Origin of the sequence: Mesorhizobium sp. C089B, from assembly GCF_030323125.1 — a bacterium.
Lineage (GTDB): Bacteria > Pseudomonadota > Alphaproteobacteria > Rhizobiales > Rhizobiaceae > Mesorhizobium.
The window spans coordinates 950,155-964,871 of the sequence record NZ_CP100469.1 but is presented as its reverse complement, the minus strand read 5'-3'; the positions used below and the strand labels follow the sequence as shown (position 1 = coordinate 964,871).

Below are 14,717 nucleotides of genomic sequence, written 5' to 3'. Positions count from 1 at the left end.
GACCTGTCCGCTCTTGGCCGGTGCCCACCCAGGTTCCCCAACCCATGGCGCCGGCCATTTGTGGCCCACACCTCAGCTTCGTATTGCTGCCCAATCTTTTCTTGTTGTAGGCCGCTTACGACGTTAATCTCCGCTTGGCCTGATTGCTGGGAGGCAACGCCATGGCTGACATAATTCCAATTCGCAAAGCACGCCCTTGTGTCGAAGTTGGCAAACCCTGTGGCGAGTGGTTTGTCCGCGTGATCGAGGAAGACCAGGAACTCACCCGATCATTCAAGCTCGAATCCTATGCCGTGGCCTTTGCAGAAGGCCAAAGGTCGCGTCTGCATCTCAACACGTTTTCGCGGCTGTAGAGCAAGCCTATGCAGAGGTCCGCAGGGTTACTGGCGAATTTGGGCGATAGCATCGAAGCCATCGCCGGCCACATTGCGACCATGGAAACGCGACAACTGCACCAATAGCTCAAGTCGTTGCCATCGAGATCGGAAATCGCCAGCGCGGAAATGGTGATGGGCATCCTCGTCTATCGAGAGGTTGAACTGCGCCGCCGGCGGGGGACGGGCGGCAACGTGCTGCCCTTCCCCGGTCTCGGGACTCCACTTATCCAGCACTAGGCAGCGACGCCGGACCTGTAAGAGGCCATCGGATAGCGCATCCCTGTCGGTGATTGTTCACGTTCTTGAGCAGCACTTCATGCGGATCCTGCACGGCCTGGTGATTGTCGCAGATCGGCGACAATCGGGCCGACGATTGCCTTGTGCAGCCGTTCCGCCTCGATCTTGAAGCGGGCGAGCTGTTCCTGCGAAACGTGTTGTGAGGGGTTTTCGTCTTGACCATGGTAGCGAACTCCGTTGAGGGGATCGCCGCAAACGGTTCTTGCACAAAAAGCCCGTCGCGGTGAGCGACAGGCTATTATGACATCAGGGATTAGAACTTGTAGGCGATGCCGAAGCGAACCTCGTTGGTCTTCAGATCAACGTCGGCATTGACCAGACCACCAAAGGATTCTGTACCGAAGTCGGTATAGCGATACTCGCCTCGCAGCAGCAGATTGTCGGTCATGGCATAATCCAAGCCCACGCCTATCGTCCATCCTGTGAATGTATCTCCGAACGAAGGTCCGCCTCCATTATTACTTATGTCGACATCGCCAAACGCAACGCCACCCGCAATATAAGGAAGAAAGCGATCAACGGCATATCCTAGGCGCAGTCTTGCCGCCGCACTCCAGTTGAGTTCTTCGGTGGCGATGCCGCCCGGGATCGGGATACCAGGAGCGCTGAAGACTTGGCCGCTGCCATCAACATTCGCATATACGACGTCCAGCTCCGCGCCAATCACAATGTTATTGGACATCTGATAGTTGTAACCGGCGTAGACGCCACCAAGGAACCCGTCGGGATCTGTGTCGACAAAGCCCGGCCCACCGATTTCGTCTATGTTCCCATTCCCCCAAGCATAGCCTGCCTGTAGGCCGACATACCCACCCGTCCAGCTAAAGACCGGCGCGGCTTCTGCAACGATGGCATCGGCAGCATACGACGACGAAGCCAGCAGAGACAACGACAGACCAAGAAGCAGCTTCTTCATAGGTGATCTCCTGTAACTAACCTTTTTGGTAGCAGAGCGCGCCGATTGATGCAGTTGTTTTTCTGCCACAGTTGGCCGAATTCAAATCGGCCGCCCGCACTTACATGAGAACCTTATGCCAACTCGCTGGTGGCGATCGGATCGCCCCTCGCCACAGTGGGCAACTGCTCGGCCACCCAAACTGTCCGGAACCTTCAGGCCGGGAACACTCATTCCGGTATCCCAAATTTAACATCGAGGAGGGTACGATAAAGGCTGTCGACCTCCTTGTCGTCGAACGCCTCGGTCAGCTCGCTTTCCGCAATCCCCTCAGCCTCTGCGTCGGCGATTAGGCGCTTTGCGAGCTGCTCGATCTCCGCTCGCTCTTTCGGCGCACCGGCGTCGGATAGATCGTGTTTTTTTATCCATTGGTTCAAAATAGGACGGCCGGCTTGCTCATTCGGAAACACCTGGGGCAAAGTGCACGACGGCATCGACCAGCGTCCGATATAGGCTATCAACCTCTTCGTCGATCTCTTCGCGCTCGATCGTCAAGGCTTTAGCGTCGGCATACAATTTGTGTATGTACTCACTTACCGAAACGGCGTCGGTTTTAGCCGTTTCGGGGAAATTGTTGCCGATCCAGCGATCGAGAAAGTTGACGCCGCGTGTGCTCATGAAGCCTAAGCTCGATCCAGCGCTTAGGTTCCAGCAGGGCGCTCGACGGCAGCTTCGTCGACCTCGGCTTCCATTTCGTCGTTGACAGTCTTGGTCTTGCCGAAGGCGGCCACCGGCTCACCGTCAAAGCCCTGCAGCCACGCGTCGGCATGCTCTCCCCAGTAGGCTGGCACCGCACGTCTCCTTGCCATCCTTGCTCGCTTGGGCGTACATCCAGGCGTAGGTGGCGCGCTCCTGATCTTTCCTAGCCACGGCCATCTGTGTCATCCTCTCGGAAGTCCTGCAGTGAGGCGTGGCGCAGGTCATCCTCGCCGCGCAGGTGCTTTACGCGGCCGATCAGCCCCGGCTTGACCCATTGCGTCGCAGGCCGCTTCATGACGCCCTTGGGCGCCGTGCCTGGGTGCTCTTGGACGCGTTTCCATAGCCTCTCGCGCATTTCCCGGTTCAAGGTGACGAACGCGCTGCCGACATAGCGCCCTGTGCCCCGCTCGGCCATGAGAGCGAAAGCCGGCTTGCCCGCTTCACGCTCGACGCCGAGCAGATCGAACTCGTCGATCGCATAGCACTTGGCCTTCAGCCAGTTGGCTGACGGACCGCTGCGGTATTTGCTGTCCTTCCGCTTCGACACCATGCCTTCAAGTCCGGCTTGGTCGAGCAAGTGAAGGATCGCCTTGGCTTCGCCGGGCAGAGGCTCGCTGAACTGAATACGCCGCCCGGGCTTGATCATGCTGGCCAGGATCTCGCGCCGCACCTCAAGCGCCATGTCGCGCAGATCGTGCCCATTGAGGTGCAATAGATCGAAGGCGACGAAATAGAGGTCTTGCTGTCGGCGGGTGATCGCTTTGCGCAGATCGCCGAAGTCCGAAAGGCCAGCTTCGTTCAAGACGATGATCTCACCGTCGACAATCGCGCTTTCGGCACCAAGGCGCTTGGCCTCTCTCACCAGGTCGCGATATTTCGCAGTCCAGTCGTGGCCGTTGCGCGTATAAATGCGTGTGCCGTCTTCATCGATGATCATCTGCGATCGGTAGCCGTCGAACTTGACCTCGTGGGTCCAGCCTTCACCCTCGGGAGGGTTCTCCACAAGGGTCGGCATCAACGGCTCGATGAACTTCAAACGCATGCACTGATCCGCCCTCCGGCGATTCAATAAGATTGAGCTAAAATAGTTCCGAAACCGGAAATCAGCCTCTTGGGTGCAACAAACACGTCAACTCGGCGTTGCGGGATGAGCGAAGGAGGAATCGATATGGCCGACGACAAGAGCAAGCGGGACTTTCGCGATCGGGACCAGGTCTCGGCCGATGAGGATTATGAAGTCGAGTATTTCGCAGCCAAGGCCGGGATCACCCCGCAGCAGGTCAAGGAATTGATCGCGAAGCACGGCAACCAACGCGAAACGCTGGAGCGAGAAGCGAAGGCTCTGCGGAAATAATGACCAGGCTATCGGATCTCGGCAGACCAATAACTGGGCACCGACATGAAGGCCCGCCCGCGAGCGAACTCGCGCATTTCCTCCCTTGCCCTGTTTGCGGGCAACAGATCGATATGCGCGATTTTCGCCAGGTCGCTTATCATGCCGATCCGGATCACGATCAGCCTCTCGAACTAGACGCTTAGGAACACAAGTGCCGAAATACCACGTTGAGGAAATGGATGGCGATACCGTGACGGCTACCCACATCGTGCACGCGACAACGCCGATCAGGGCGGCGCGGGAAGCGACGGAGCGCGACGTCACCCTGCGCACCAGCGAACCCATTTGGATCAGGGTTGCCGACGAGAAGCGCGGGCACGTCTTCGAATACTGTTTCAGCCTGTAGCTGACGATCCAACTCGGCTGGCTGAGTTTTTGAATGGCATACCATGCCGTCGACCTCGATACGCAAGTTCGACTATGACCCCAGCACCAGGGTTCTCTCGGTTTGGTTTGTAGCGAGCGGGAAGCATTACGAGTTTTTGGACGTACCTGCTGAGGCCTTTGCCGCGTTCAAAGCTGCCTTTGCCAAGGGCGTCTATTTTAACAGCCACATCCGCAATCGTTATGCATTCCGGCTCGCGGCAGGGAGGGTAGCACCCGCTTCGGGCGATTAACAGAATCTCAGATTCGAGGCGGCCCGCGCCACCCCAGGGGAGCAACTGTGCGAATTGACCCAGGTTCCGAGGGCAAACGAAAGAGCCCGCCGGCCGGGGCCAGCGGGCGCGTTTTATACTAAGCTAGGTGTTGGGCCTATTTGCCCATCATCATCGCAGCTTTGCAGAAGTTTTCATGGGCCTGTCGGACAGGTCTGCCACGACGCGTGACCCACGGCGACGGGTCGGCAAACAGCGCACTCCTGCGCATCCACTGGGCTTACGAAGTCGGTCGGCTGCTCTGCGATCATAGTGCCTTGTCGGAGAACCGCGCTGAGCTCCGCGCAGTCACCGGTCCTGCAATACGGCCGGATCTATGATCAAAGCGCTGAGCAGGAGCCATTCGGGGTCTACGCCTGCCGCCCGGTATTTATTGTCACAAAAAGGGGAACAACGGCAGCTCGGCCGTGTTGGGAGCACAACATGTATTTCGTCAAAGTGCTTTTGGCTGCGATCGCCATCGGTCTCATCAGCCCGGGGGCAATGGCTCAGACCGCGACGACGTCCCCGCAGGAATTTGTCAAAGCAGCTGCGAGTTCAGACATGTTCGAGATCCAGTCGAGTGAGTTGGCGCTGCGGAAATCGAAGACATCACGAGTGAAGGAATTCGCTCGCATGATGATCAAGGACCACACGAATTCTTCCAAGCGGCTCATTGCGGCGGCAAAGAAGGACGACGTCGCAGTGGCACCGGAGATGACAAGCAAGCATGCTGCCCAATTGGAAGCATTGAGCAACGACAGCAGAGGGGCGTTCGATAACGCCTACGTCGACGCCCAGGTTGCAGCGCACCAGGAAGCCCTGACGCTGATGACCTCCTATGCGGAAAACGGTCAGGAAAAACATTTGGCGGCCCATGCGAAAAAGACCGCGCCGGCTCATCCGGCAGCATTTCAAACATGCCCAGCAACTGAGCAAGAGCGGTTCTCAGGGCTGAGTGGATCTGGCCACGACGTTGGTTCTTCGCGGCGCTGTGGAGTCTGTGCCAACCCTCTGGCACTGCCTCCGCCCCCAGGGACGCTGCAACCTTCAAGCGGTCGTCGATGCAGGCTCTAAAGGGTGCGTCGCTCAGGTAGTCCGGCGTGCAAGCACCAGCGTCGTCGAATTTGCCAAACGAACAGGAGACCTGACATGCCAAAGCAAAACGAGACCTCGCATTCGAGACGAAGTGACTTCGCCAATGATGAACCCATTCGCCCGGAGGATGCCGCCGTGTTGGACAGCCCCGTGGGCCACGAAGACAGGCACGGCGCGGAGCCAGGTTTCGGGGGAGCCGACGATGTCGACCAGCCGATCGGCGCAAGGCCCCGCAGCGAAATTACCGGTCGTCATGATGAAGGGGCAGGCGCCAATGAGACGATCGACGGCTTAAGCGAAACCGAGGAACTGACCCGCAGCTACGCCGAGGACATACCAACCGGTGACAATGATGAGGAGGAGGAAGACATCCCTGTCTTCGAAAGAGGCCGAAGCAACACCGAACTCTGAGCGCGCCAGGTTGAACCCCGCACGGTGAGGAACATGACAATGAGCACATTCGGACTTCGGGTTGCGTCTTTGGGGCTCCGGGCTTTTTTGGGACTGGCGGCCTCGCTGACTTTGGGCGTCGAGGCATCTGCGCAGACAAGTCAGCCCGCGCAGCAATCCGGCGACTCGTCGCAAACAGCCAAGCAGGGTCCACTGCCGGCGCAAGGATCGTCGCCGACCGGCAAGGATGATGTCGGCGTTGACGTCTCGCTCGGCCGGCCGGAGGTGAAGCAACAGGTTGCAAGACATCTGGGAGTGGCTGAGACCGAGTTGCCACTGGCGGTGCACGTGCCGATCGCGCTCGCTTCGCAAGTCTGCGGGCAAGAGGTATTTACCGCCCGCGCCAATGTAAACCGAAGCTGCACCGCGACGAAATTCATTCCGGAAATCGCCGAGGCGGCACGCAACCATCCACAAACCTCCGCGGTACCGGAGCAGTAGCACCGAAAATGTCCGAACCCGGCGCGACGGTCGTGCCATGCTTACCCGAGGGTAGCGCTCCAACCCGGGGTAAATCAGCCAGCCCCACCGCCGTCTGTTTTTGGCGGCATGCATGATGGCGTTCGCCGCCATCTCTTAACCAATGTGAATGCTGTTGCTCCGCAGCCACGCTACGAGATCCTGTCCGAAGCGGAGGCAGGCAGATGCCACTGGAATCCCTGATCGATCAATATGTGAGCAGCCGCAAGCGGCGGGGTCTTTTGTCGATACGGCACGCTCTCGAGGCGTTGAAAGAGGCCGTTCCGGCGCTGTCGATCGGCGAAAGCCATCTTGTCAATATGATCGCCGAGCGAGCGCTCGCCTTTGGCCTCGCCATCCACTTCGATCATTCCGGCGAGAATGCCGGGTAAGACATCCACGAGCGTCTGCTGATGCTACAGGACGAGGAACTCGGTGTTCGCGTAGCTTCATTGCCTGGTGGGCGGATCTTTCCGAGGCTGCTCCCATCCGTGTTCTGGGCGGGTGGTTAAAGTCGCCGAAGCGATGCCACGGCGTGCACCGAGCCCACCCCGGCGTTGGACAAGCTCCCCAGCTTTCGCCAGTTGGAGCTTTCGTCTACTCGCAGCAGCCCTAGCGAGGCTCGATCAGCCTCCGCGTTGGGCGGTCTCGGGTTTTGCTCCAAGGGGCGGTTCGGGCCGGCGAATTGAGGTTGAAAGGAGAAGATGATGACGGACAACAAAACCGAGCGTGATTTTCGCGACAGGAACCGGGTCTCGTCCAACGAACGCAACGAATTCTTCCATTTTGCCCAGCAGAACGGCATCACGCCTGAGCAGGTGATGGAGCTCATCAAAGCCGCCGGGAATGACCGCGCCTCGTTGCGGCTGCGAAGGAATTGAAATCAGTTTCCCGGGGCGGCTCGCTTACGGCATGAAGCCTCGCTGCCGAGGAGAACCTTGAGCCGTGGTGAGAATTTGAGTGTAGCATCATCCTGACGCACACGCGGAGCAGGTCGAGCGTGAAAGTGAAAATTGTACCCCTGCCCAACATGCGGCAAGCGCTGGAGGTTCGAGGCTGCGCAGATCGGCTATGGTCACCCCGAACCATAATCCACTCCAACCCGAGTCCTGGACGCACGGCGTGGCACCGAGCCTACTTCCTGCCGTCGTTCAATAATAATCCCGCGCCGCAGTCAGCCAGCGAGATCACCGTCGTCTGCCGGACGCGTGTCGGCTTCCAAACTGACAACGCACAGCCTTTGTAGCGACGCTTTCCAGCCACGATCACCTGCGCAGCTTTGCCGCGCTCGCTGCGCACCAATAAATTCCATCTCCTTCCCTCACACTGATCTTGTTCAGGCGGTCGTTTTGCCGCTGCGGTAGGCGCTGTCCTTCCGCTTCGATCGCGGTAGCGCCCAGTATCAACGCTGCCAGATCAAACCGCACAATCAGCACCTCAAAGCTGATCAGCAGAAGCAGCAGTGAATCAGGACCTCGTCGATCAGGGTCAAAGGGCCAAGCACATATGTCTGGGCACGGTGACCGTGGCATAGCCGGCGCTGCAATGACGGCGTCGGTGCCCGTCTTGTGGAGCCGGAAAGCCCAACTTAGAAAACAGTCGGCGGTGCCGATCTCGAAGAAATTCTAGCCCGGCACGGTGAACAGGCTGGGGGCCGCATCGCGATCTAGGGTTCAGCACAACTCCGGCGGCATCGAGACGATCGACCTCAGCCCGGTCGGCGGCCCTCGGCCACGTCCATGACCAGCACGCGCAGCATGGTCAGCTGGCGCTTACCCTCCATGGCGCGCCCGTCGGCGACGGTCTGTCTCTTTCGGCTCAGGAAAACGTCACTCTGAGTTTGCTAAACGCGGTGCTGGACCGGTTACCACGCGTCAGATCTGGATCATCACCTTGCCGGCCTCGATTCTCATCGGATAGATCGCGAGCTTGACGCAGACCGGCGCGCCCTTGACCTGGCCGGTCGCAGAGCGGCCAATGTGCTTCAAGGCATTCGATGACGTCGTCGATCACCAGCCCTTCGGCTAGATGCGCCTTCTCATGGGTCCAATATCCGTCGGTGGCGAAGAGCTCGTCATCGGGCGAGCGGCAAACCGCGAGGATCGAAGCAGATGACATCCTCTTCCTCGATGTCATCGACCGCGCACGCTTCAATCCAGTCGGCCATCTCCGGCTCCCGCACCATCCGCTATGGCTATTCAGCCGCCGCCGACATATCCACCTGGTGAAATTCGCCGCGATAGGGTCTGGCTGTCGGCGGCAATTCGCGCTTGAGATAAAAATCCTCGTACCGCAGCTGCTTCAGCAGCACCGGCCAGACCTCGCGATAGGCATGCCACATCGACGGGTTCGCTACCGGCAGGTCGTGCTTGATCAGCTCGTGCAGCCTCGGCAGCGCATGATAGGGCACCATCGGGAACATGTGGTGTTCGACGTGATAATTCATGTTCCAGTAGATGAAGCGGCTGACCGGGTTCATGTAGACGGTGCGGGTGTTCAGCCGATGGTCGACCACGTTGTCGGCCAGGCCGATATGCTGCAGCAACCCTGTCAGCACCATGTGCCAGCTGCCATAGAGGCGCGGCAGGCCGATCAGCACCAGCGGCAGCAGCGACCACGTGAACAGCGCCAGCCCGACTGTCGCCGCATAGATGGCGACATGCCAGCGCGCAGCGATCACCGCCTTGTGCTGCTCCATCTCGGGGATATAGCTCTTCTCTTCATCGGACAGCTTGCCGAACGCCTGGCGCACCAGCGCCGGCAGCGAATAGCGGAAATCGAGAATACCGGTGAAGGCGAGCGCCGCCCGCAGCAGATCTGGGGGCGCATGACGGCGATTTCGGCATCGCGGCCGACGATGATGGTATCGGTGTGATGGCGGGCATGGCTCCAGCGCCATTGCACGGGGTTGCGCATCAGCATGAAGCTTGAGATCTGGTAGACGACATCGTTCATCCAGCGCGTCCGGAACGCGGTACCGTGGCCGCATTCGTGCCAGCGCGAGTCGCTGGACGAGCCGTAAAGCACGCCATAGACGAACAGGAACGGCACCACCCACCACGTGGCCCAGAACCATACGATGCCGGCGGCCGACACCAGGATCGCGGCGACCCAGATGATCGTGTCGCGGATCGCCGGCCCGTCGGAGCGTTGCATCAACTCCTTGATCGCCTTGCGCGGGACATCGGTGTGATACCATTCGGCCGAAGCCAATCCGGTCTCAATGGCGCGCTTGGTGCTTTCACCGACCAGGCTGTAGTCGCGCTTCCTGCTTGCCGTCATCGTCATCTCCGCTTTCCCGCCTGCGCTCCGCAAGGGCCGCCTGGGGCCGGCCGGGCCGCGCCTGCTTCCGTATTCCGGCGCACTTCCCGCCCGCCGCGGCAACCGATCGTGCGTTTCAAGCCGGTCACGCCTGCAGTCTCGCAAAAGCGCCCGACGGCGCAGGGTAATCCTGTTGCGGCTGCCGGGCGATCGACCCTATCCTCGCTTCCGCTTGGGCGATCTGGCCGGCACCGTCGAGCACCCGGAACACGGCGTCATAGGAGCGGCTTTCGCCATGGTCCAGCCAGATCATCTCGCCCCGTTCGCGCGCGGCGAGATTGCCCAGAACATGATGCGTCGAAGGTTCGATTCCCAAGGCATATAGGCCGGCCTGGAAGTTCTGCCACTGATAGGTGCAGGGCAGCTGATCCTTGCGGGTAACGACCTCGAAGCCGAGGCCCAGGTGGTCATTGACGACGGCCACCGGCACCTCGCCCGCCGCATCGGAGCCAAGCTCGTGCTCCCAGACCTGCTCGCTGAACCCCAGCTGCGGCGCCGGCACGGTTCGGTAGCCGACTTTCTGCGCCTCGTAGCGTTCGCCGGCGTGCGCCGCCCAGACGACATCCCGGATCGGCGCCAGGTAGCGCGAACCCTCGTCGAGCAAGGGATGGCTGACATTGACGTGATAGAAATACATATGCGGCGTGCGGCTGAAACCGTGATTGACGACGCGGTCCGACAGGCGGATCTCGCTGCCGCCGACATCGGCCTCGATGCGGCGCAGCAAATGGAGATCCTCGCCGAACACGGTTGCCTGCTGGACGATGCCTTCCGCCCACAGCACGCAGCGGTCGCCGTCCCAGGCCTCGCCGTAGCCGGTCAGCCGCGCCGGCACGGTGCCGATGCGGCCATGCAGCGAGTGCAATACCCGCTTGCGCCCGGGATAATTGTAGCTTTCGGCCGGCACGTCTTGCCGGCCCAGTATATGATCGAGGCCGCAGGTGACGAGCAGCCCCGAGAACGACCGGCCAAAGGCGAAACCGTCCTCCCCTTCATGCTCGTGCAGTCCGGGGTGGCGAAAGCCGCTCGGCGAATGCCAGCCGATCGCCTGGCCCCGGAAGTCGCAATCGGCGATATCAAGCGCCCGGTCGACCAGCGCCGTGAAGCGCAGGCCGGAGCCGGTGCGGAACTCGAGCATCCGGATGCCGCGCTCCACGCCGTCGCCGAGCGTCATAAGCCGCACACCGGCAAACTGCGACAGCATGCCGGACCGCTCGGCCACCTGCCTTCGCGACAGCGTCTTGCCGTAAAGCTCTACCATGCGACGTCCTTCACTTTGCCCGCCTCCTTGAGCAAGGCCGACATGTCGGCGCCGGTGATGATGCTTTCCACCGTCAACAGGTCGGTGTCGGCGACCGTCTGTTCCGCGACGATTTCGCCGCGGCGCATGACGATGATGCGGTCGGCGACCTGGAACACGTGGTGGATGTTGTGGGTGATGAGCAGCACCGAGTGGCCGGCGTCGCGCACCTCCTTGACGAAGCGCAGCACGCCGTGGGTTTCCTCGACGCCAAGATTGTTGGTCGGCTCGTCGAGTATGATCACCTTGGCGGCGAACTGCATGGCGCGCGAGATCGCGATCGATTGCCGCTCACCGCCCGAGAGCGTGCTCACCAGTGCATCGGCATCGAGCTTTTTCGAAATGCCGACCCGCTTCAGCAGCGCCGAGGCGGCGTTGCGAAGCTTGGCGAGGTCGAGGGGCGCGAACACGCCGAGCCAGCCGAAATTGACCGGCTCCCGACCCAAGAAAAGATTGCGCGCGATGCTGAGGTCCGGCGCGAGCGATGTGTCCTGATGGATAGTCTCGATGCCGAGGTCCATCGCGTCGCGCGTCGAGCGGATCGACGCCTTCTCGCCGCGCACGAAGATGTCGCCGTGGTCGGCCGGGAAGACGCCGGAGATCGCTTTGATCAGCGTCGACTTGCCGGCGCCATTGTCGCCAAGCAGGGCAACCACCTCGCCTTCGTTGAGGGTGAACGAGGCGTTCTTCAGCGCACGCACGTTGCCGAAGGACTTTTGCAGGTCTTGCAGACGCAGCACTTCCATCGTCAGCTCCTTGCGGCGTTCTTCTGCAGCAAAGCGTGCAGGATGAGCATGGCGAGGATGATGACGCCGACGAAGATGTTGTATGCCAAGCCCGGCACGCCGATCAGCACGATGCCGTTGCGGATGGCGCGCAGCATCAGCGCGCCGACGATGGTGCCGAGGATGGTGCCGCGCCCCCCAGTGAGCGCCGTGCCGCCGACCACCACCATGGCGATCACTTCGAGTTCGTAGCCGGTGCCGGCCACCGGCGAGGCGGCCGAAATCCGGAACGCGCTGATCATGCCGGCCAGCCCGGCCACCACCGAGGTCAGGATGAACAGCCAGATCTTGACCGCGTCGGCCGGCACGCCGCGCGCCACCGCTGCGTTGCGGTTGCTGCCGATGGCGCTGATCCAGTTGCCGAGCTTGGCGTAGCGCAGGATGTAAATCGCCAGCAGCGACAGGCCGATGAACCACCAGAGCGAGGTGTAGAACCGGAACGAGCCTACATTGAAGCTGCCGGCAAGCAGCGTGACGAAGAAGCCGGGCTGGTCCCACGACTTCAGGGGGAATCCCTGCGTGATGTAGAGCGCCGCGCCGCGCACGACGAGCAGCATCGACAGCGTGACCAGGAAGGAGGAAATGCCGATCTTGGTGACGATCAGCCCGTTGATGGCGCCGATCGCGATGCACAGCACAAGCCCGGCCAGGAGGGCGACGCCGATGTCGATACCGCCATTCTGCACCAGCAGCATCACCACGACGGGCGCAAGGCCGAACACGGCGCCGACCGATAGATCGAACTCGCCCGCCGTCAGCAGCAGCGTCATGCCGAGAGCGATGATGCCGAGCTCGGGCAGGAACGCCATCATGTTGGATATGTTGAGCGGCGACAGGAAGTTGCCGTCGGCGATGGCGAACACCACGAGCAGCACGATGAGGATGATGAGCGAGGAGAATTGCGGCGAACGCAGCAGCGCAGACCTGCCCTTCGCTCGCTGCGTGTCGTCGTCTGCTGTGATTGCCATATCTGTCAGGACCATGCGTTTCGTCCGGCGCCCGCCATTTCGGGGCGGGCGCCGATTGTCGTCACTTGTTGTAGAGTTTCAGGATCGGCTCGACGCTCGAGGCGTCGTAGAGGCTGAATGTGTGAATGTCGTAGCCGATCGGCTCGCCAGAGGCCGCTAGCCCGAGCAGCGCCACCGGCATGAAGCCCTGCGCCGACGGGTACTGCCAGGCCGCAGCATTGACGAAGCCGGACTTGACCGCCTCGGCCGTCTCCTTTGAGTTGCCCCAGCCGACGACCGGGACCTTGCCGGCCGACACACCGGCCCCGTCGAAGACGCGTTTGATGCTTGCTGCCACGGAATCGCCCAGTGCAATGATTGCCGGCGGATTGTTGGCGACCATGTAGTCGGTCATCTTGGCGATGATGCCGGCCGGGTCGGTGCCGCAATCGACCACGTCGTACTTGATGCCGAGCGGATCGAAGACGCTGGCGATGCCCTCGGTCTCGAGCTGCTGGTAGCTGGCGCCCGGCACTTCGACCGGCAGGAACACCTTGTCGCCCTGCTTCACCATCTTGTGGTCGACGAGATACTTGGCCCAGATGACGCCCGCTTCCCTGAGGTCGGCCCCGACATAGGCCTGCCGCCCGGTCGCCGGATCGTCGGTGTTGAAGAACACGATCGGGATGCCGGCGGCCTTGGCGGCCTTCACCTCCTCCGTCCACAGGCCGGGCTGAGCCGAGGTGGTGGCGATGCCGTCCGGCTTGGCGGCGAGCGCCGAGTTGAAAGCCTCCTTCTGCGCCGCCATGTCGCCGCCGCTGAACGAGATCTTGCAGGTCACCTTGAGCTGGTCGCAGGCCTTGGTTGCGCCGGCATTCCAGTCGATCCAGAACGCGTCCGAAGGGCCACCATGCGACAGCAGATAGAAGGTCTTCTGGCCGTCCTGCGCGAATGCCGGCAGGCTCAAGGAGACCCCGGCCACCAGCGTTGCCGCAGCAGCCACTTTCAATGCGAATTTCAACATTCATTCCTCCCTTGGTTGGAGTTGCGCCGCCATGCGCCGGCGGCGCAACCGGCGCTCACAGGCCGTTGGCGCGGAACTTCCCGTCGAGGAATTTCTTCGCGCGCGGCACGTCGTCTTCCGAGAGATGCTCGATGATGACCGGGATGTTTGGGTGCTTTTCCGCCAGCCGCTGCAGATAGAGATCGTAATTCAGCGACCCCAGCCCGGGCGCCGGCAGCTCGATCTCGCCGACGCCGCGGAAGGTGTGGCTCTCCATCGCATCCTCGTCGCCGATGTCGGCATGCTTTTCCGACTTGTCGCTGCCCGAACGCTTGACGTCCTTGGCATGCGCGATCTTGATCTTGTCGGTCAGCGTATCGAACACCTGGTTCAGGATCTGGTCCATCCTGTCGATGTTGTGGGTTTCGAAATAGTTGGTCGGATCCATCAGCAGGCCGAGGCCCGGATGGTCGACCTGGGCGAACATCTTCACCGTCTCCTCGACCGAGCCCACGACGTTGTTGACGTAGGTCTCGAGGAGGAAGACCGCGCCATGGTCATAGGCGGTCTGGGCAAGCTCGGCGATCACCTTGCGGCATTCCTCGAATCCTTCCTCGGTCTTGTTCTTGGGATGATGGACCCAGTCGGATTCGGTGTTGTAGGTGCCGGTCTCGGAGATCACGTAGGGCGAGCCGAAGCTGCGGGCGTTGCGGATGATCTCCTTGAGATAGCCGACGCGCTTGTCGCGCTCGGCCTTGTCGGGATGGATGATGTTGGTGTAGCCCGACACGCAGCAGATCGGCAGGTTGTTGTCGCGGAAGACGTCGCGCACCTGCTTGGCCTTTTCCTCAGTGATCTGCCCGGCCGACAGATCGATATCCCTAAAATGCAGGTCGAGCTGCACCGTGTTGAAACCGAGCCCGCGGATCTTCTTCGCCGTCTCTTCGAGGCCGTACGGGAAATAGCCCGTGAAAATACCTGCCTGCATCATGATG

20 protein-coding genes and 2 pseudogenes are annotated in these 14,717 nt (G+C 61.1%); 9 read left to right on the top strand and 13 right to left on the bottom strand.

Annotated elements, in window-relative coordinates; translation table 11 throughout:
- Nucleotides 1-161: 161 nt before the first annotated feature.
- Nucleotides 162-353, top strand: coding sequence for a hypothetical protein (locus NLY44_RS04875; RefSeq protein WP_023673145.1), 192 nt, complete (start codon nucleotides 162-164; stop codon nucleotides 351-353).
- A gap of 574 nt (nucleotides 354-927) precedes the next feature.
- On the opposite strand, the gene NLY44_RS04870 is transcribed toward NLY44_RS04875, so the two are convergent.
- From NLY44_RS04870 to NLY44_RS04850, 5 genes are all read right to left on the bottom strand, one after another.
- Nucleotides 928-1,590 (bottom strand): outer membrane protein, encoded by a 663-nt coding sequence (locus tag NLY44_RS04870; RefSeq protein WP_023806497.1) that lies wholly within the window; start codon nucleotides 1,588-1,590, stop codon nucleotides 928-930.
- A gap of 209 nt (nucleotides 1,591-1,799) precedes the next feature.
- Entirely contained in the window at nucleotides 1,800-2,006 is a 207-nt protein-coding gene (locus tag NLY44_RS04865) for a hypothetical protein (RefSeq protein WP_286456742.1), read from the bottom strand.
- Nucleotides 2,007-2,025: 19 nt separating this feature from the next.
- Entirely contained in the window at nucleotides 2,026-2,247 is a 222-nt protein-coding gene (locus tag NLY44_RS04860; RefSeq protein ID WP_023673150.1) for a DUF768 domain-containing protein, read from the bottom strand.
- 23 nt (nucleotides 2,248-2,270) lie between these two features.
- Nucleotides 2,271-2,420, bottom strand: a complete 150-nt coding sequence (locus NLY44_RS04855) for a hypothetical protein (RefSeq protein WP_023673151.1) — start codon at nucleotides 2,418-2,420, stop codon at nucleotides 2,271-2,273.
- Nucleotides 2,421-2,491: 71 nt separating this feature from the next.
- The gene (locus tag NLY44_RS04850) at nucleotides 2,492-3,370 is read right to left on the bottom strand and encodes an ATP-dependent DNA ligase (protein ID WP_286456741.1); all 879 of its coding nucleotides are present in this window, start codon (nucleotides 3,368-3,370) and stop codon (nucleotides 2,492-2,494) included.
- A gap of 126 nt (nucleotides 3,371-3,496) precedes the next feature.
- Between NLY44_RS04850 and NLY44_RS04845 the strand changes: the two genes are divergently transcribed.
- The 8 genes from NLY44_RS04845 (at nucleotide 3,497) to NLY44_RS04810 (ending at nucleotide 7,247) form a co-directional block, all read left to right on the top strand.
- Entirely contained in the window at nucleotides 3,497-3,682 is a 186-nt protein-coding gene (locus tag NLY44_RS04845; RefSeq protein ID WP_023693356.1) for a DUF3606 domain-containing protein, read from the top strand.
- Between the two features lie 193 nt (nucleotides 3,683-3,875).
- The gene (locus NLY44_RS04840; protein ID WP_023673158.1) at nucleotides 3,876-4,070 is read left to right on the top strand and encodes a hypothetical protein; all 195 of its coding nucleotides are present in this window, start codon (nucleotides 3,876-3,878) and stop codon (nucleotides 4,068-4,070) included.
- A gap of 43 nt (nucleotides 4,071-4,113) precedes the next feature.
- Complete coding sequence (locus NLY44_RS04835; RefSeq protein ID WP_286456740.1) at nucleotides 4,114-4,341, top strand: KTSC domain-containing protein; 228 nt, start codon at nucleotides 4,114-4,116, stop codon at nucleotides 4,339-4,341.
- A 462-nt stretch (nucleotides 4,342-4,803) separates the two neighbouring features.
- Nucleotides 4,804-5,436, top strand: a complete 633-nt coding sequence (locus NLY44_RS04830) for a DUF4142 domain-containing protein (protein ID WP_023689422.1) — start codon at nucleotides 4,804-4,806, stop codon at nucleotides 5,434-5,436.
- Between the two features lie 75 nt (nucleotides 5,437-5,511).
- Entirely contained in the window at nucleotides 5,512-5,868 is a 357-nt protein-coding gene (locus tag NLY44_RS04825) for a hypothetical protein (protein ID WP_023685250.1), read from the top strand.
- An 87-nt stretch (nucleotides 5,869-5,955) separates the two neighbouring features.
- On the top strand, nucleotides 5,956-6,348 hold the full coding sequence (locus tag NLY44_RS04820; RefSeq protein WP_023805140.1) for a hypothetical protein: 393 nt from the start codon (nucleotides 5,956-5,958) through the stop codon (nucleotides 6,346-6,348).
- A 203-nt stretch (nucleotides 6,349-6,551) separates the two neighbouring features.
- Entirely contained in the window at nucleotides 6,552-6,758 is a 207-nt protein-coding gene (locus tag NLY44_RS04815; RefSeq protein WP_023673164.1) for a hypothetical protein, read from the top strand.
- Nucleotides 6,759-7,073: 315 nt separating this feature from the next.
- Nucleotides 7,074-7,247, top strand: coding sequence for a DUF3606 domain-containing protein (locus NLY44_RS04810; RefSeq protein WP_023689424.1), 174 nt, complete (start codon nucleotides 7,074-7,076; stop codon nucleotides 7,245-7,247).
- Nucleotides 7,248-7,500: 253 nt separating this feature from the next.
- On the opposite strand, the gene NLY44_RS04805 is transcribed toward NLY44_RS04810, so the two are convergent.
- From NLY44_RS04805 to NLY44_RS04770, 8 genes and pseudogenes are all read right to left on the bottom strand, one after another.
- Nucleotides 7,501-7,668 (bottom strand): hypothetical protein, encoded by a 168-nt coding sequence (locus NLY44_RS04805; protein WP_155927361.1) that lies wholly within the window; start codon nucleotides 7,666-7,668, stop codon nucleotides 7,501-7,503.
- A gap of 572 nt (nucleotides 7,669-8,240) precedes the next feature.
- A pseudogene (locus tag NLY44_RS04800) lies at nucleotides 8,241-8,533 on the bottom strand (Rieske 2Fe-2S domain-containing protein).
- Nucleotides 8,534-8,560: 27 nt separating this feature from the next.
- Nucleotides 8,561-9,654, bottom strand: a pseudogene (locus NLY44_RS04795) (fatty acid desaturase family protein).
- A 118-nt stretch (nucleotides 9,655-9,772) separates the two neighbouring features.
- Nucleotides 9,773-10,948: an aldose 1-epimerase family protein gene (locus tag NLY44_RS04790; protein ID WP_023673170.1), complete on the bottom strand. Its 1,176-nt coding sequence runs from the start codon at nucleotides 10,946-10,948 to the stop codon at nucleotides 9,773-9,775.
- A complete protein-coding gene (locus NLY44_RS04785; protein ID WP_023689425.1) occupies nucleotides 10,942-11,739 on the bottom strand; it encodes an ATP-binding cassette domain-containing protein in 798 nt (265 codons plus the stop codon). Before NLY44_RS04785 ends, NLY44_RS04790 begins: the two co-directional genes overlap by 7 nt.
- On the bottom strand, nucleotides 11,736-12,740 hold the full coding sequence (locus NLY44_RS04780) for an ABC transporter permease (protein ID WP_050586906.1): 1,005 nt from the start codon (nucleotides 12,738-12,740) through the stop codon (nucleotides 11,736-11,738). The genes NLY44_RS04785 and NLY44_RS04780 overlap by 4 nt, the downstream gene beginning before the upstream one ends.
- Before the next feature lie 61 nt (nucleotides 12,741-12,801).
- Entirely contained in the window at nucleotides 12,802-13,743 is a 942-nt protein-coding gene (locus NLY44_RS04775) for a sugar ABC transporter substrate-binding protein (RefSeq protein ID WP_023689426.1), read from the bottom strand.
- 55 nt (nucleotides 13,744-13,798) lie between these two features.
- A complete protein-coding gene (locus NLY44_RS04770; RefSeq protein WP_023689427.1) occupies nucleotides 13,799-14,713 on the bottom strand; it encodes a sugar phosphate isomerase/epimerase family protein in 915 nt (304 codons plus the stop codon).
- Nucleotides 14,714-14,717 lie beyond the last annotated feature (4 nt).